Annotated in this window: 15 protein-coding genes; 11 read left to right on the forward strand and 4 right to left on the reverse strand. The window is 59.7% G+C overall.

Going from position 1 to position 16,149, the window contains the following annotated elements; all coding sequences use genetic code 11:
• Nucleotides 1–58: 58 nt before the first annotated feature.
• From HGP31_RS23450 to HGP31_RS23470, 5 genes are read left to right on the forward strand one after another with little or no spacing between them, the layout of a single operon-like run.
• Nucleotides 59–865, forward strand: coding sequence for an alkaline phosphatase family protein (locus tag HGP31_RS23450; protein ID WP_151143107.1), 807 nt, complete (start codon nt 59–61; stop codon nt 863–865).
• Nucleotides 866–870: 5 nt separating this feature from the next.
• Entirely contained in the window at nt 871–1,707 is an 837-nt protein-coding gene (locus HGP31_RS23455; RefSeq protein WP_162276379.1) for an ABC transporter permease, read from the forward strand.
• Nucleotides 1,694–2,494: an ABC transporter permease gene (locus HGP31_RS23460; RefSeq protein WP_020796793.1), complete on the forward strand. Its 801-nt coding sequence runs from the start codon at nt 1,694–1,696 to the stop codon at nt 2,492–2,494. The genes HGP31_RS23455 and HGP31_RS23460 overlap by 14 nt, the downstream gene beginning before the upstream one ends.
• Nucleotides 2,491–3,480 carry an ABC transporter ATP-binding protein gene (locus HGP31_RS23465; protein ID WP_168758771.1) on the forward strand — a complete coding sequence of 330 codons (990 nt, stop codon included), beginning with the start codon at nt 2,491–2,493 and terminating at the stop codon, nt 3,478–3,480. Before HGP31_RS23460 ends, HGP31_RS23465 begins: the two co-directional genes overlap by 4 nt.
• Nucleotides 3,481–3,514: 34 nt before the next feature.
• A complete protein-coding gene (locus HGP31_RS23470) occupies nt 3,515–4,168 on the forward strand; it encodes an HAD family hydrolase (RefSeq protein WP_020796791.1) in 654 nt (217 codons plus the stop codon).
• Nucleotides 4,169–4,290: 122 nt separating this feature from the next.
• On the opposite strand, the gene HGP31_RS23475 is transcribed toward HGP31_RS23470, so the two are convergent.
• Nucleotides 4,291–5,253 carry a zinc-binding dehydrogenase gene (locus HGP31_RS23475; protein ID WP_168758772.1) on the reverse strand — a complete coding sequence of 321 codons (963 nt, stop codon included), beginning with the start codon at nt 5,251–5,253 and terminating at the stop codon, nt 4,291–4,293.
• A gap of 139 nt (nt 5,254–5,392) precedes the next feature.
• On the opposite strand from HGP31_RS23475, the gene HGP31_RS23480 reads away from it, so the two are divergent.
• Together HGP31_RS23480 and HGP31_RS23485 are read left to right on the forward strand one after the other, a co-directional pair.
• Complete coding sequence (locus HGP31_RS23480) at nt 5,393–7,474, forward strand: carboxy terminal-processing peptidase (RefSeq protein WP_162276367.1); 2,082 nt, start codon at nt 5,393–5,395, stop codon at nt 7,472–7,474.
• A 133-nt stretch (nt 7,475–7,607) separates the two neighbouring features.
• A complete protein-coding gene (locus tag HGP31_RS23485; protein WP_168758773.1) occupies nt 7,608–9,407 on the forward strand; it encodes a bifunctional diguanylate cyclase/phosphodiesterase in 1,800 nt (599 codons plus the stop codon).
• Nucleotides 9,408–9,522: 115 nt separating this feature from the next.
• Here HGP31_RS23485 and HGP31_RS23490 read toward each other — a convergent pair whose 3' ends face one another.
• Nucleotides 9,523–10,287, reverse strand: a complete 765-nt coding sequence (locus HGP31_RS23490) for an SDR family NAD(P)-dependent oxidoreductase (RefSeq protein WP_020796787.1) — start codon at nt 10,285–10,287, stop codon at nt 9,523–9,525.
• Between the two features lie 245 nt (nt 10,288–10,532).
• Between HGP31_RS23490 and HGP31_RS23495 the strand changes: the two genes are divergently transcribed.
• Nucleotides 10,533–11,402, forward strand: a complete 870-nt coding sequence (locus tag HGP31_RS23495) for a helix-turn-helix domain-containing protein (RefSeq protein ID WP_240963563.1) — start codon at nt 10,533–10,535, stop codon at nt 11,400–11,402.
• Nucleotides 11,403–11,422: 20 nt separating this feature from the next.
• Here HGP31_RS23495 and HGP31_RS23500 read toward each other — a convergent pair whose 3' ends face one another.
• Complete coding sequence (locus tag HGP31_RS23500; protein WP_033043076.1) at nt 11,423–12,331, reverse strand: LysR family transcriptional regulator; 909 nt, start codon at nt 12,329–12,331, stop codon at nt 11,423–11,425.
• A 144-nt stretch (nt 12,332–12,475) separates the two neighbouring features.
• Between HGP31_RS23500 and HGP31_RS23505 the strand changes: the two genes are divergently transcribed.
• From HGP31_RS23505 to HGP31_RS23515, 3 genes are all read left to right on the forward strand, one after another.
• Entirely contained in the window at nt 12,476–13,036 is a 561-nt protein-coding gene (locus HGP31_RS23505) for an NADPH-dependent FMN reductase (protein ID WP_020796784.1), read from the forward strand.
• A gap of 130 nt (nt 13,037–13,166) precedes the next feature.
• Nucleotides 13,167–13,904, forward strand: coding sequence for an SDR family oxidoreductase (locus HGP31_RS23510; protein ID WP_020796783.1), 738 nt, complete (start codon nt 13,167–13,169; stop codon nt 13,902–13,904).
• 174 nt (nt 13,905–14,078) lie between these two features.
• Nucleotides 14,079–14,906: an alpha/beta fold hydrolase gene (locus tag HGP31_RS23515; protein ID WP_168758775.1), complete on the forward strand. Its 828-nt coding sequence runs from the start codon at nt 14,079–14,081 to the stop codon at nt 14,904–14,906.
• Here HGP31_RS23515 and HGP31_RS23520 read toward each other — a convergent pair.
• Complete coding sequence (locus HGP31_RS23520; protein ID WP_168759221.1) at nt 14,903–15,994, reverse strand: DUF3616 domain-containing protein; 1,092 nt, start codon at nt 15,992–15,994, stop codon at nt 14,903–14,905. The genes HGP31_RS23515 and HGP31_RS23520 overlap by 4 nt on opposite strands.
• Between the last annotated feature and the right edge of the window lie 155 nt (nt 15,995–16,149).

Consider the following 16,149-nt stretch of genomic DNA (forward strand, 5'->3'; position numbering starts at 1 on the left):
CAATCGCCAGCAAGCCGGCTCCTGCGGGTTTGGAGAACATCCACGGAGTTTTGCCCCCATGAAACACAACGTCATCCTTGTCGTGCTCGACGGCCTCAACTACGAGGTCGCCCGTCACGCCATGGGGCACCTGCAGGCCTACGTCGGCGCAGGACGCGCCGCACTCTACAAGCTGGAATGCGAGCTGCCGTCCTTGTCCCGACCGCTCTACGAATGCATCCTCACCGGCGTCACGCCGATCGACAGCGGCATCGTTCACAACAACGTCTCGCGCCTGTCCAACCAGCGCAGCATTTATCACTACGCCACCGCTGCCGGCCTGAAAACCGCCGCCGCGGCCTATCACTGGGTCAGTGAGCTGTATAACCGATCGCCGTTCGTGGCGGCCCGGGATCGCCATACCGACGACCCAAGCCTGCCAATCCAGCACGGGCACTTCTACTGGAACGACCACTACCCCGACTCACACCTGTTCGCCGACGCCGAAAACCTGCGCCTGCGCCACGCACCGAATTTCCTGCTGGTGCACCCGATGAACATCGACGACGCCGGGCACAAGCACGGCCTCGACACCTCGCAATACCGCAACAGCGCGCGCTCGGCGGACATCATCATCGCCGACTACCTGCAAGGCTGGCTCGACGCCGGGTATCAGGTGCTGGTGACCGCTGACCACGGCATGAACAGTGACCGCTCCCATAACGGCTTGCTACCCGAGGAGCGTGAAGTGCCGCTGTTCGTCCTCGGCGACGCCTTCAGTTTCAATGCCGGCGCCACACCCAAGCAAACAGAACTGTGCGGCACCGTGTGCGAATTACTGGGTGTCCCCCACGACAAGCCGATCTGCCGGGAGCTACTCAAGTGAACGCCATGACCCGCGGCAAATGGCTGGCAGCCTTTTGCCTGATACCTTTCGCGCTGTTTTTCTTCGTGTTCCAACTCGCGCCGCTGTTCTGGGTGATGATCAACAGCCTGCAATCGGAAGAGTTCGGCTGGGGCCTGGCCAATTTCACCAAAATCTTCAACTCGAAATTCTACCTGCAGGCGATCCGGTACAGCCTCGAAATCAGTTTCTGGTCCAGCGTGTTCGGCATCATCATTGCCGTACTTGGCGCCTATTCCTTGCGCCGCGTCGACTCCAGGCTGCGTAATTTCGTCAATGCCTTTGCCAACATGACCAGTAACTTCTCCGGGGTACCGTTGGCGTTCGCCTTCATCATTTTGCTGGGCTTCAACGGCAGCTTCACCATCATGCTCAAGCAGGCCGGGATCATTCAGGACTTCAACCTGTACTCGAAAACCGGGCTGATCATTCTCTACACCTACTTCCAGATTCCCCTGGGCGTGTTGCTGCTGTACCCCGCCTTCGATGCGCTGCGCGAAGACTGGCGCGAATCCGCCGCGTTGCTCGGTGCCAACGGCTGGCAGTTCTGGCGCCACATCGGCCTGCCGGTGCTGACTCCGGCCCTGCTCGGCACCTTCGTGATCCTGCTGGCCAACGCCCTCGGCGCCTACGCCACGGTGTACGCCCTGACTACCGGCAACTTCAACGTGCTGACGATCCGGATCGCCGCGATGGTGTCGGGCGATATTTCCCTGGACCCGAACCTGGCCAGTGCCCTGGCCGTGGTGCTGGTGGCATTGATGACCCTGGTGACCATCGTCCATCAACTGCTGTTGAAGAGGAGCTACCATGTCTCGCGCTGAATTAGGGGCTGCCGGCATCTACCATCGGGTGGTGGTCTACCTGCTGTTTGCAATCATGCTGCTGCCGCTGATCGGCACCTTTGTCTATTCGATTTCCAGCAGTTGGTCGGCCACCATTCTACCCAGCGGTTTCAGTATCAAATGGTATGCGCAGCTGTGGAGCGATCCGCGCTTCCTGAGCGCTTTCGGCCAGTCACTGCTGGTTTGTGTCGGTGCGCTGATCCTGGCGGTCGTGCTGATCCTGCCGCTGCTGTTCGTGGTGCATTACCACTTCCCCAAACTCGATGCGCTGATGAACATCCTGATCCTGCTACCCTTTGCCGTACCGCCCGTGGTGTCATCGGTGGGGCTTTTGCAGCTCTATGGCTCCGGGCCGTTTGCGATGGTCGGCACGCCATGGATCCTGATCGGCTGTTATTTCACCGTAGCGCTGCCGTTCATGTACCGCGCCATCACCAACAACCTGCAAGCAATCAACCTGCGCGACCTGATGGACGCCGCCCAGTTGCTCGGCGCGAGCACCTTCCAGGCTGCATTCCTGGTGGTGCTGCCGAACCTGCGCAAAGGCTTGATGGTGGCGCTGCTGCTGTCGTTCTCGTTCCTGTTCGGTGAGTTCGTGTTCGCCAACATCCTCGTCGGCACTCGCTACGAAACCCTGCAGGTTTATCTCAACAACATGCGCAACAGTAGCGGTCACTTCACCAGTGCGCTGGTGATTTCCTACTTCCTCTTTGTGCTGGTCTTGACCTGGATTGCCAATATCTTGAACAGGGACAAAAGCGAATGAGCTATGTCAGCGTCCAACATCTGCAGAAAAACTACTCGGGCACCACAGTATTCAGCGACATCAACTGCGAAATCCAGAAAGGCGAGTTCGTAACCCTGCTGGGCCCGTCCGGTTGCGGCAAGTCCACGTTGCTGCGCTGCATCGCCGGGCTGACATCGGTCGATGGCGGCAAGATCCTGCTCGATGGCGTCGATATCGTGCCGTTAAGCCCGCAAAAACGCGGGATCGGCATGGTGTTCCAGAGTTACGCGCTGTTCCCCAACATGACCGTTGAGCAGAATGTCGCCTTCGGTTTGCGCATGCAGAAAGTCAACCCTGACGACAGCCAGAAGCGTGTCGCAGAAGTATTGAAACTGGTGGAGCTGCAAGATTTTGCCGCCCGTTATCCGCATCAGTTGTCCGGCGGCCAATGCCAGCGCGTCGCCCTCGCCCGTTCGCTGGTAACCCGGCCCAGGCTGTTGCTGCTGGACGAACCGCTGTCAGCCCTGGATGCGCGGATTCGCAAGCACCTGCGCGAACAAATCCGTCAGATCCAGCGCGAACTGGGCCTGACCACCATCTTCGTCACTCACGATCAGGAAGAAGCGCTGACGATGTCCGACCGCATTTTCCTGATGAATCAGGGAAAGATCGTACAAAGCGGTGACGCTGAAACCCTTTACACCGCACCGGTGGACGTTTTCGCCGCCGGTTTTATCGGCAACTACAATTTGCTGGACGCCGACAGCGCGTCGAAGCTGTTGCAACGGCCGATCAAGCACCGCATCGCCATTCGCCCGGAGGCCATCGAACTGAGTCTCGACGGCGATCTCGACGCCCAGGTGCGCAGCCACAGCCTGCTGGGCAACGTGATTCGCTACCGGATCGAAGCCCGCGGCGTGGAACTGGTGGTGGATGTGCTCAACCGCTCGGCGTCCGACCTGCATCCCGATGGTCAGCGCCTGGCGCTTTCCATCGATCCGACGGCCCTGCGTGAGGTAGCCTGATGCCCTTGCTGAAGTTGAAGAGAGAACTGCACTGATGGCCCTGGCAATTTTTGATCTGGACGAAACCCTGATCCACGGCGACTGCGCCTCGTTGTGGAGCGAACAAATGGTCCGCCTCGGCTGGGTCGACGGCGAATCCTTCCTGCGTCGCGACAAGGAATTGATGGACGCCTACGGCAGGGGGCACCTGGCCATGGAGGACTACATGGCCTTCAGCCTGGAACCCTTGATCGGCCGAACTCCCGCAGAAGTCGAGCACTTGGTCGGCCCTTGGGTGGAAGACTTTATCGAACCGATCATCTTCAGCGACGCCACCAAAACCATCGCCGCCCACCGCAAGGCCGGCGATCGGATCCTGGTGATCTCGGCCTCGGGCGTCCATTTGGTCAAGCCGATTGCCGAACGCCTGGGCATCGATGAAATCCTGGGTATCGAGCTGGAAGTGGCACACGGGGCCTATACCGGCAAGACCGTCGGCACCCTGACCTACCGCGAAGGCAAGATCACCCGGTTGCTGGAGTGGCTGGATGCCGAAGAGGAGAACCTGGAAGGCGCGAGTTTCTACTCGGACTCACGCAATGATTTGCCGTTGTTGCTGAAGGTCGATTACCCGCACGTGGTGAACCCCGACCCGGTGTTACTTGAGCAGGCGCAAAAGGCCGGCTGGCCAATCCACACCTGGAAATAGTACCTCGCCCTGATCATTCCCACGCTCCGCGTGGGAATGCAGCCCGGGACGCTCTGCGTCCCAGAGTCGAACGCGGAGCGTCCGACGAGGCATTCCCACGCAGAGCGTAGGAACGATCGGTATCAGAGGAGGCTTTCGTCAATCACCAACACCAACTTCCCCGCCACCTTGTTACTCGCCAACTCGGCAAACGCCGCTTCGGCGTCCTTGATCGGGAAAGCCTTGGCCAATTGCGGGCTCAAGCGTTTATCCGCAAACAGTGGCCAGACATGCATGCGCAGATCGCTGAACAGATCCGCCTTGAACTGATCATCGCGGCTGCGCAGGGTCGAGCCCAGCAACTGCACACGCTTGGCCAGCACCTGCGCCAGGTCGAGCGTGGCCTCGCGGCCGCCCATCAGGCCGATCAGCACCCAGCGGCCATCAGTCGCCATCAGTTTCAGGTTCAGCGCTGCGTAGTTACCGCCCACCGGATCGAGGACGACGTCGAATGGCCCCAAGTCGCGCAGGCTGTCCAGTTCGTCAGTGCGCACCACACCGCCCTGGGCGCCGAGCGCTTCGCAATAGGCCAGGCGCTCAGCAGAGCCGACACTGACCCAGCACGGATTGCCGAATGCCTTGCACAGCTGAATGGCAGCTGAACCGATTCCACTCGCTCCGGCGTGCAACAGCACTTTTTCACCGGGCTTGAGTTGCGCAAGCTGAAACAAGTTCAACCAGACGGTTGCGTAGACTTCCGGCAACGCGGCCGCTTCCGCCAACGACATTTCGTCGGGAACCGGCAACACGTGCCGCCCGTCGACCACCACCTCCTGGGCCATCCCGCCCCCGGCCAGCAAGGCGCAAACCCGATCGCCCACCTGCCAGGACGACCCCGGCCCGACCTCGCTGATCACCCCCGAACACTCTAGACCAAGCACTTGGCTGGCACCCGGCGGTGGCGGATAAAGACCGGCCTTCTGCAACAAGTCGGCACGATTGAGACCCGCTGCCGCCACTCGAATACGAACTTGCCCTACATCACACGCAGGACTGGGCTCTTCAACCCACACCACTTGACCGTCAACGCCTTGCAATGCTTTCACAGTGCCTCCATAGTGAGTCTGGACTGAGCCCGAAGCTTGTAGCACCGGGCTTTTTGCATTATGCGACCGGCCCATGTGGAACCGGCGACTTCAAAGACGGCCTAATATGCGTTATCAATTGTCCCCGCGTCGAATCAACATGAAGCGTTTGTTCCCCAGCACTGCCCTCGCCCTTTTCATCGGTATCGGCCTGCTGCCGATGTCCGGCAATACTTTCGCAGCCAACAGCTGGGACAAGCTTCAGCCCGACCGTGACGAAGTCATCGCCAGTCTGAACGTCGTGGAGTTGCTCAAGCGCCACCACTACAGCAAGCCGCCGCTCGATGACGCGCGCTCGGTGATCATCTACGACAGCTACCTGAAATTGCTCGACCCGTCGCGCAGCTACTTCATGGCCAGCGACATCGCCGAATTCGACAAGTGGAAGACCCAGTTCGACGACTTCCTCAAGAGCGGCGACCTCAACGCCGGGTTCACCATCTACAAGCGCTACCTGGACCGCGTCAAATCGCGCCTGGACTTTGCCCTTGCCGAGCTGAACAAAGGCGTCGACAAGATCGACTTCACCAGCAAGGAAACCTTGCTGATCGACCGCAAGGATGCCCCTTGGCTCAAATCCACCGCGGAACTCGACGACCTGTGGCGCAAACGCGTCAAGGACGAAGTGCTGCGGCAGAAGATCGCCGGCAAGGATTCCAAGCAAATCCAGGAAACCCTGACCAAGCGCTACAAGAACCAGCTGGCGCGCCTGGACCAGACCCGCGCGGAAGACATCTTCCAGGCGTACATCAACACCTTCGCCATGTCCTACGACCCGCACACCAACTATCTGTCGCCGGATAACGCGGAAAACTTCGACATCAACATGAGCCTGTCCCTAGAGGGCATCGGCGCCGTATTGCAGAGCGATAACGATCAAGTCAAGGTCGTGCGCCTGGTGCCTGCGGGCCCGGCGGACAAGACCAAGCAAGTCGCACCGGCCGACAAGATCATCGGCGTTGCCCAGGGCAACAAAGAGATGGTAGACGTGGTCGGCTGGCGCCTGGACGAAGTGGTCAAGCTGATCCGCGGCCCCAAAGGCACCATCGTGCGCCTGGAAGTGATTCCGGCCAGCAATGCACCGAACGACCAGACCAGCAAGATCGTGCCGATCACTCGCGAAGCGGTTAAGCTCGAAGACCAGGCGGTGAAGAAGTCGGTGCTCAATCTCAAGCAGGATGGCAAGGACTACAAGCTCGGCGTCATCGAGATCCCGGCTTTCTACCTGGACTTCAAGGCGTTCCGTGCCGGCGATCCGGATTACAAGAGCACCACCCGCGACGTCAAGAAGCTGCTGACCGAGTTGCAAAAGGACAAGGTTGACGGCGTGGTCATCGACCTGCGCAACAACGGCGGTGGCTCCTTGCAGGAAGCCACCGAGCTGACCAGCCTGTTCATCGACAAAGGTCCGACCGTACTCGTGCGTAACGCCGATGGCCGTGTCGACGTCCTGGAAGATGAAAACCCGGGCGCCTTCTACAAAGGCCCGATGGCGTTGCTGGTCAACCGCCTGTCCGCCTCGGCTTCGGAAATTTTCGCTGGCGCCATGCAGGACTACCACCGCGCACTGATCATCGGCGGCCAGACCTTCGGCAAAGGCACCGTGCAGACCATCCAGCCGCTGAACCATGGTGAGCTCAAGCTGACCCTGGCCAAGTTCTACCGGGTTTCCGGACAGAGCACCCAGCATCAGGGCGTACTGCCGGACATCGATTACCCGTCGATCATCGATACCAAGGAAATCGGCGAAAGCGCCCTGCCCGAAGCCATGCCGTGGGACACCATCCGTGCGGCGATCAAGCCTGCGGTCGACCCGTTCAAACCGTACATCACCCAGCTCAAGTCCGAGCATGACGTACGCACGGCCAAGGACGCGGAGTTCGTGTTCATCCGTGACAAACTGGCCCTGGCGCAAAAACTGATGACGGAAAAAACCGTCAGCCTCAATGAGGCCGAGCGTCGTGCCCAGCACGCCGATATCGAAGCCAAGCAGCTTGCCATGGAGAATATCCGCCGCAAGGCCAAGGGCGAAGAGCCGCTCAAGGAGCTGAAGAAAGAAGACGAAGACGCTATCGCGGCCGAGGACGACAAGACCAAGCCGGAAGACGACGCCTACCTGAGCGAGACCGGGCGCATCCTGCTGGATTACTTGAAGCTCAATACGGCGGTAGCCAAGCACTAAGCTGATGGCAATTTAATGCTGACGCTCCCCGGAGCGTCATCAAATAGTCATCATTCTGTCGTGAAATAACGGACCGGTAGCGCCTCTTTTAACCAAGAGCACGCCCGGTCCTTTTTTTTCGCCAGAGATCGCCATGACCACAACCGAACAGCTGAGTGCCTTGAGTTCAATCCTGGCTCAAAGCGGTTTGCACAGCCTGTTCCAACCCATCATCAGCCTCTCCGAGCGACGCATCCTGGGCTACGAAGCCCTGAGCCGCGGCCCCTCCAACAGTCCGTTGCACTCCCCTGTCGCCCTGTTCTCCGTCGCCCGCCAGGCGGGTCGCCTCAGCGAACTGGAAATCGCCTGCCGACAGAGCGCGTGCCGGCGCTTCAACGAACAACAGCTACCCGGCAAACTGTTCCTCAACGTCTCCCCGGAATCCTTGCTCGAAGCCGCCCACCAGCCCGGTCGCACCTTGCAGTTGCTGCAGGATTTCGGCATTAAACCGAACCAGGTGGTCATCGAGCTCACCGAGCAGACTCCCACCGACGACTTCCAGCTGCTGCACACCGCCCTGCATCATTACCGGGCCATGGGGTTTTCCATTGCGCTGGACGATCTGGGCGCGGGTTACTCCAGCTTGCGCCTGTGGTCCGAACTACGTCCCGACTACGTGAAGATCGACCGACATTTCATCGACGGCATTCACCTGGATGCCCTCAAGCGCGAGTTCGTTGGCTCGATCCTGCAAATTGCCAACGCCTCGCGGGCACAGGTGATCGCCGAAGGCATCGAATTGCCGGAAGAACTGGCGGTACTGACCGAAATGGGCGTCGACCTGGTCCAGGGCTATCTTCTCTGCCGGCCACAGGAACATCCACCGCGCGATGCCCGCACCTTGATGCCCAGGCGCGACAGCAGCGCCGTGGCGCTGGGCGAAGACGGCAGCGACCTGAGTGCCCTGCTCAACGACCAGCCCGCGGTGGCCCGCCACACCCCGACCGCCACCGTGCTCGAAGCCTTCCGTCGCCAGGCCAACCTGAACTCGCTGGCGGTGCTGGATGAACAAGGCCAGCCTTGCGGTATCGTCCATCGCCATTCGCTTTCGGATGCCCTGCTCAAGCCGTTTGCCACCGACCTGTTCGCCCGCAAACCGATCAGCCGCCTGATGAGCGACGACTTCCTCGCCGTCGAGCTGGGCCAGTCGCTGCAGCAAGTCAGCCGGTTGATCACCAGCCGCGCCCGGCAACGCATCGAAGAAGACTTTATCATCACCCTCGATGGCAATTACCTGGGCCTGGGCCGGGTGATCGACGTGCTCAAGCTGATCACCGAACTGAAAATCCAGCAAGCGCGCTACGCCAACCCCCTGACCCTGCTGCCGGGCAACGTACCCATCCAGCAATGCCTGACCCGCCTGCTGCAACAGCAACGCGAATCGCTGATCTGCTACGTGGACATCGACAGCTTCAAACCCTTCAACGACATCTACGGCTACGGCCGTGGCGATGAAGTGCTGTTGTGCCTGGCGCAATGCCTGAATGATCGCATCGATCCGTCCCGAGATTTCGTCGGCCACATTGGCGGCGATGACTTCCTGCTGGTGCTGGGCCCGGACGACTGGCGCAAGCGCTTGAACCAACTGCTGGAGGACTTCCAGGGTCAGTGCCGACGTTTCTACCGCAGCGAACACCTGGAAGCCGGCTGCTTCATCGCCCCCAACCGCCAGGGCACGCGCCAGGAATTCCCATTGTTGTCACTGTCGGTCGGCGTGGTGCATCTACACCCACAGGCCTGCGCACATCTCGATGCCAGCCGGTTGGCGGAAATGGCCTCGCAGGCCAAGCATCACGCCAAGGATGTGCCGGGGTATAGCGTGCATGTGATGGATAGCCTGGAGGGGACGGGGCGAGGGAGTGAATGGTTGATGGCGCCATCGCACTCCACTTGACCAGCCGTCTGCAGTTGACCTGACCACGAGTTCAGCGGATTTACCAGCATGCTTGGTCACCATGACCTGCGCAGGCTGCTCATTGCTTCAGTGCTCAGACTGCCAGGTCACCCGATCAACCAGCGGTGACAGTCATGCCACCGTCGGCCATGACCACGGAACCGACGATGAAGCTCGCGCGGTCCGAGGCGAGAAATGCCACCACTTCGGCGATTTCCTCAGGCTGCGCGGCACGGCCAATGGGAGCGGCTTCGCCATGCCGGGCCAGGAAGCCGGGACCGTCGTCAACCACGTCGTTGAGGATGTTGGTCACCACGTCGCCGACGCCGATGGCATTGACTCGAATGCCATGCTCGATTACCTCGAGCGCCAGCGTGCGGGTCAACTGGGCCAGTGCGCCTTTTGATGCGGTGTAAGCGGCAATGGTTGGGAATGCGAAATAGGCTGCGTAAGAGGCAATGTTGACTATCGCTCCCGATTTATTGGGCATCATCGCCTTGACCGCTTCGCGGCAATGCAGGAAGGCCGCGGTTGCGTTGACCGCCTGGATGCGCTCCCAGTCTTCGCGGGTCATGTCGATGACCAACTTGTTGATGATGATCCCGGCGTTGTTGACCAGAATGTCCAGCCGACCGAACGTCTCGACGGCCAATCCGACTGCGCGCTCGGCGACGCCGTCTTCGGTGATATCGGCCACCAGTGGCACTAACCCGGGGCGGGCGAGTTCTTCGACGCTGGGATTGCGGTCTTCAGCGATGACCTTGGCGCCGCGCGCATGCAGCAACAGTGCGATAGCCTTGCCGATGCCACTGGCAGCGCCGGTGACCAGCGCGACTTTGCCTTCGACTTCGTTGGGGATGCTGTGGTTGATCTCAGTCATGGTGCTCTCCTGCATTGCAAGCCACCGAGATATTCAGCGGCTCAGCGCCCGTGAGGCGCTGTCGTTATCGACGGCTTCACTGTCTCGCAATGGGCTGGATTGAGCTTTCGCAGGCTTGCCGAAGCTGTCGGAGTTTTGCGCTAACGTTAATACCGCCCCCAGCTTTTTCGATGGAGCCGCCAGTGCATCCGCACGACTATGAAGACCTGACGCCGCTCGATGCACAGCGCATCACGGCCGAATCGATGCCACGCCATCTGCCGGGAACACCGCAGGTGGTGCCGCGGCTCCCGCAGATGCCGGATGTGGTGGTGCAGTTGTTCAGCCATCAGAGCACCGTCGAGCCGATCCTGGTGCCTGCCGTGGTGGAGCCTCTGCTGGTATTGGTCCTGGCTGGAACGGCCAGGGTCGAAGAACGCTCCCTCGGTGGCACATGGACAGCCGTCCAGGTGCAGGCTGGCGACTTCTTTCTCACCAATACAAGCGAGCCTTACGAGATGCGCTGGCAGACAATCGGGGGTGACACCTTCGAAGTGATGCATCTCTACCTCGGCCTTCCACTGATCGACCAGGCTGCCCGTGATCTTCGGGGCGAGCACACTGCTTCGGTGACTTTCCTCGATGTCTCCGGTGCCCGGGATGAGCGCGTGAATTTCATGCTTGATCAGTTGCGCCTGGAGTTGATCGAGGAACCTGAGCCCAGCCTGTTGTTCGTACACAGCCTGGCTCAGGCGCTGACCGTTCACCTGATACGCCGTTATCTCGATCTGCACAGCGCTCCCCGACGCAGTAATGCACTACAGGCTTACAAGTTGCGACGCGTCATCGATGCGATGAACGAGCATCTGGCCGATGAATTCCGCCTTGCGCACTTGGCTGATATCGCCGAACTGAGCGAGTATCACTTCAGTCGGATGTTCAAACGCGCCACCGGGCTGGCGCCATCGCAGTACTTCATCCGTCTGCGCATGAGTCGCGCCCGCCATCTGCTGCTTGAGACCGATCGCAGCATTATTGATGTTGGATTGGAAGTGGGTTATTCCAGCCCCAGCCATTTCTCCCAGGTTTTTCGTCGTGAGGTGGGTGTCACGCCCAGCGCTTTCCGCCAAGCGTGACATGCCCTACAAGTTCGCGATTAGTGGATCGTGAGGTTTGCCGCCAGAAAATCCATGAAGACTCTGACGCGTGTGGGCAACTTTCCTCCCTGCCCTACGTAAACCGCATGCACTTCAGTTTTCGCAATGGGCATGAAGTCCTGTAATACCGGGAGAAGCCGGCCATCCGCAAGATCGTGCTCGACCTGGCAAAATCCTACGCGCGCAAGGCCGAGCCCGAGGATTGCAAGTTCCCGTACTCCATTGCCGTCACTGACCCGTGCATTGCCGGTCACGGATACCGGAACAGGTAGGCCGTCATCGCCCATGAAGTTCCACTCCATCATGGGTTGGCCAAAAGTGAACCCCAGACAGTTGTGGTCTACGAGATCGGCCGGAGTTTTTGGTAGGCCGCGTGCTGCCAGATAGTCCGGTGATGCCACGATGAGAGTTCGCGTCTCGCCCAAGCGCCTGGCCACCAGATTGGAGCTTTTGAGCGGGCCGCTGCGGATGGCCACGTCAGCGCGTGCGCTGATCAGATCGACGACTTCGTCGCTGAGGAAAACCTCCACTGATACCCCTGGGTGGTCTCGCAAGAAAGTCTTCAACAGGGGCAGCAGGTACAAACGCCCGATGTCGACATTGCAGTTGACCCGCACTGTTCCCTGAGGTGCGCTGCTTGCCGCCGCCTCCTGCTCCGCCTCATCGAGCGCGGCCAGGATAGTCAGGCTGCGCTCATAGAACGCGGCCCCTTCAGGGGTGAGCAACTGCCGTCTTGTCGAGCGATTGAGCAGACGCGTCCCCAAGCGGTTTTCCAGCCTTGAAACCAGCTTACTGACCGCTGATGGGGTCATTGCACAGTGCCTGGCGGCAGCCGTGTAGCCGCCATCTTCAACGACCCTGACGAACACGTTCATTTCGGCGAAGCAGTTTATGTCCAACCGTCTCATATGAATTCACGTCACAAGTTGTATGCCCCAGAACCGGCTATATCTGCCGCGCTCCCGCTCATACTCTAATCCAGAGCCTGAAAGGCGCAGGTGAAATTCAGCAAATGACGTGCCACCACTTGGATACCAAGTCTGGAGGATGAGATGAATAACGAGATGAAACTGGTCCTGATTCACAGTGGTGAAGATGAAGAAGGACTACAGCCTGCGCTGGTGAACTGGGTTGCCGATGTTCTAGCGCAACGTGCGGAGTTCGAACCCTGGTGGGTAGAACCCGCCCACCTCATGGCCAGGTCTGACAATGCAGTCGTTCAGGAAAGTCTTCGTCATTTGGCCGACGCTGATGCGTTCCTGATCATTACATCGGAACACCGCAATGTGCATCACTGCGAGCTGAAAGCATTCATTGAACGGGTTTCGGATCGTTGGCACGCAAGGCCGGTGGCATTCATCGGCTACGGCGCAGCGTCGGGTGGACTGTGTGCGATTGATCAGCTTCGCCAGATACTGGCCGGACAGCACGCAGTACCCATCTGCAATTTCGTGTCCTTCCCTGATCCTTGGGCGCTAATCGATGGGGATGGAGTGTTACGTCAGCCTGATCAAGCCAGGCTTCCAATGGCTCGAATGCTGGTACAGCTGAACTGGTGGGCGAGAGCCCTGAAGGCTGCGCGGCAACAGATGCCCTATGCACTGGTGAGCTGAACCTTAGTGCAAAAGCTTCACCGCAGAAATAGGCAAAAGGTACGCAGTATTTGACTAACGGAAACGTGTTGTCCGTCCCTAACCTTGTTTCCAGACCCGCTTCCTGGGCGAACAGAAGAGGAAACCGATCATGTTGAACATCAAGGACAAAGTCATCGCAATTACCGGTGCAAGCAGCGGTATCGGAGAGGCTGCCGCGCGACTGCTGGCTAGCCAAGGCGCGAAAGTAGTACTCGGCGCGCGTCGTACCGACCGACTTGAAAAGATTGCTGGCGATATCAACGCCTGCGGCGGCAGGGCTGAATTCCGTGCCCTGGACGTCACAGACAGAAAGGATGTCCAGGACTTCATTGACTTCGCCGTTACCTGTTTCGATCGGGTCGATGTGCTGGTCAATAACGCGGGTGTGATGCCTCTTTCCAAACTCGAGGCACTCAAGGTGGATGAGTGGGACCGTATGATTGACGTGAATATTCGCGGAGTGCTGCACGGTATCGCTGCCACGCTACCGCTGATGCAGCGCCAACGGACGGGGCAGATCATCAATATTGCCTCTATTGGTGCCTACGCAGTGAGCCCGACCGCGGCCGTTTATTGCGCCACCAAGTACGCCGTCCGGGCCATTTCCGAAGGTTTGCGACAAGAGGTGGGCGGCAATATTCGGGTTACCGTCATCGCCCCGGGCGTCACTGAATCAGAGCTGGCCGAAAGCATCTCTGATGAAGGGGGGCGCGCAGAGATGAAAGAGTTTCGCAAGATCGCGATTTCGGCCGACGCCATCGCGAGAGCAATTACCTATGCCATTGAACAACCTGCGGACGTGGATGTAAGCGAGCTGATCGTTCGGCCGACGGCGAGCCCATTCTGACGAGGCAGGCAATTGCCAGGTGGCCAGCGTATTGGCCACGGCCTCGCAGAACGAGGTCGTTCAACCGATTGAATTCATCAGGGTTGATGTTGAAATGGTTTCCTTGGCTAATCGGCCAGGGATCATCTGCACCCCAGACGCTGTCTTAACAGCGGGCAGGCCCAAGGGGAAACCATGACCACGCAAAAAATCACCATCAAAGACCTGCAGTTGAACGTTTCCATCCGCGGCCAAGGCTCACCGCTGCTCTTGCTCAACGGCCTGGGCGGTTTGATCCGTACTTTCGACTCCTTGCGCGATGAACTGGCGGACTACAGGACCATAACGCTGGACGTGCCCGGGGTCGGCAAATCGCAAATGCCGCGCTGGCCCATGCGTCTGCCGCGCCATGCCGACCTGATCGCCGAGCTGCTCAAGCAATTGGGCATCGACCAGGTCGATGTGTTCGGCGTAAGTTGGGGCGGTGCATTGGCGCAGGAATTCGCCCTGCGTTACCCGGGCATGGTGCGCCGGCTGATCCTGGCGGCAACATCAGCTGGCCCGGCAATGCTGGTGAAGCCCGCCGACATCCTGGACTTTTTTGCCAGCAGCAAAAGCCCCAGGCAACACACGCAAAAAGGCTCGCGCAATTCACTGCATACACTGCTGCGCTTCGGTGTGATGAAGGGCATGCTCACGGCCAACCCGCGAACCTATTACCACCAGCTCACCGCCCTGGTCGGCTGGACCAGCCTGTTGCGGCTGTTCCGTCTGCGACAGCGCACGCTGATTCTCACCGGCGAACGCGACACCCTGGTGCGGCTGTACAACGCGCACATCCTGCGCCGCACCATTCGCCGAGCCGAACTGCGCACCCTGCAGGGCGAGGGGCATTTTTTCGTGGTGACCAGCGCCAGGCGAACCGCCGAAGCGATACGCGAATTCCTCTGCCAGCAGCACGACGATGAAGAGCCGGTGCCAATGATGGGTGACGCCCGCGTTGACGTCGATGTACGTGGCTAATCCAGGATGAACAGGTCCCCTTCCACATCCGTATCGCCGTGTTTACGACTCTGCGCCGCAGAGTCGTAGACGATCATCAGAACCTCCCCAGGCTGCCCGCCCGATTCAAACAGACACATGCCTTCAGCGTGATCGTTGCCTTGCCCAAAAGGCACCTCCAGCACCTTCTCCAATTGATCGGCGAAAACCACGTTTTGCTCGTCAGACGCGAAACCGCCGCCCCAGCGCAAGACCGTTACCGGACCGTCCAGCTCCATCGTGGGGCCCGCCAGGATCAGCAGATCGTCACCGCGGGTGCACAGGTCACGCAAGCCCAGGCCATTGAGCGCGAAGAAGTGCTTGCGGTAGCGGCACCCATCCGGACCGATCTTCTTTAGCACCAGGGTGTCAGACGAAGCGTCGTTCAGCTCGGGTTCGATCTCCAACAACACGGCCCAGCCGCGTAGCACCGGCCCACGCAGCCCCAGCAGGAGACGCGAGCCGATCATCACCATCCCTTCGATATCGAAGCCGTTGTCCTTACCCGGGATACGCAGGAAGTCGCGTAGCTGAGGATCTTCAGCAATAGCCGCGGTCAGGTCGTTACCGACTTCGTTGCCCCGCAGCTGCGCCGCTGTACGTCCATCGGCATCCACTTTCCTGGCGAGTACATAGCTGTCGTTCTGCTGCACGACAGGGATGCGGGCCAGCAGAAAACGATTGCCATGCGCCTCTACCGTCGACAGGCGCTTGATATTCTTCTGTGCAGAAGTGCCGGCCTTGCACTTCTTGCGCTTCAGGCTATGAGAGCCCACCACCCAGAGGTAACCACTGTCAGGAACATAGGCCAAGCCCTCGATATCGATCTCGGCGTCTTGTTTCGGTAGGGGCAGATCCAGATAGTCCAGGAGCGGAAACGAATGGTGCTCGTCGCACCTTACAACACCGTCGGGCGCAGCATCCTGGATTTTCAGGCGTTCCAGGCTCGTGGTTTCGTCGTTCGCAACCCAGAGTGTGTCGTCAATCTGCTGAACGACAGAAAGGCCATCGCGCAACGACGCAAGCTCCGGATCAAAGCTCAACAGCGCAAAATTGCTTCGGCGGCTCATGAGCGGTCTCCTGTCTTTATGGCGCGGCGGCCGGTTATTTAGAACCGGATTCTGCGCGTGTTCTTCATCCAGTGCATGCACTCGTCCCTTCCGACCTGAACGCTGGTGTTGGCCTGGGTCCCTTCTCTGCAGCGACTGCGCACCGCGGATTAGTT

Origin of the sequence: Pseudomonas umsongensis (assembly GCF_012647205.1) — a bacterium.
Lineage (GTDB): Bacteria > Pseudomonadota > Gammaproteobacteria > Pseudomonadales > Pseudomonadaceae > Aquipseudomonas > Aquipseudomonas umsongensis.

Bases quoted from the DNA above. Each gene is read 5' to 3' on its own strand.
- HGP31_RS23490 (WP_020796787.1), bottom strand. From the start codon at position 10,287: ATGACTGAGATCAACCACAGCATCCCCAACGAAGTCGAAGGCAAAGTC.
- HGP31_RS23495 (WP_240963563.1), top strand. From the start codon at position 10,533: ATGCCACGCCATCTGCCGGGAACACCGCAGGTGGTGCCGCGGCTCCCG.
- HGP31_RS23465 (WP_168758771.1), top strand. From the start codon at position 2,491: ATGAGCTATGTCAGCGTCCAACATCTGCAGAAAAACTACTCGGGCACC.
- HGP31_RS23470 (WP_020796791.1), top strand. From the start codon at position 3,515: ATGGCCCTGGCAATTTTTGATCTGGACGAAACCCTGATCCACGGCGAC.
- HGP31_RS23510 (WP_020796783.1), top strand. From the start codon at position 13,167: ATGTTGAACATCAAGGACAAAGTCATCGCAATTACCGGTGCAAGCAGC.
- HGP31_RS23505 (WP_020796784.1), top strand. From the start codon at position 12,476: ATGAATAACGAGATGAAACTGGTCCTGATTCACAGTGGTGAAGATGAA.
- HGP31_RS23515 (WP_168758775.1), top strand. From the start codon at position 14,079: ATGACCACGCAAAAAATCACCATCAAAGACCTGCAGTTGAACGTTTCC.
- HGP31_RS23500 (WP_033043076.1), bottom strand. From the start codon at position 12,331: ATGAGACGGTTGGACATAAACTGCTTCGCCGAAATGAACGTGTTCGTC.
- HGP31_RS23520 (WP_168759221.1), bottom strand. From the start codon at position 15,994: ATGAGCCGCCGAAGCAATTTTGCGCTGTTGAGCTTTGATCCGGAGCTT.
- HGP31_RS23485 (WP_168758773.1), top strand. From the start codon at position 7,608: ATGACCACAACCGAACAGCTGAGTGCCTTGAGTTCAATCCTGGCTCAA.
- HGP31_RS23480 (WP_162276367.1), top strand. From the start codon at position 5,393: ATGAAGCGTTTGTTCCCCAGCACTGCCCTCGCCCTTTTCATCGGTATC.
- HGP31_RS23455 (WP_162276379.1), top strand. From the start codon at position 871: ATGACCCGCGGCAAATGGCTGGCAGCCTTTTGCCTGATACCTTTCGCG.
- HGP31_RS23450 (WP_151143107.1), top strand. From the start codon at position 59: ATGAAACACAACGTCATCCTTGTCGTGCTCGACGGCCTCAACTACGAG.
- HGP31_RS23460 (WP_020796793.1), top strand. From the start codon at position 1,694: ATGTCTCGCGCTGAATTAGGGGCTGCCGGCATCTACCATCGGGTGGTG.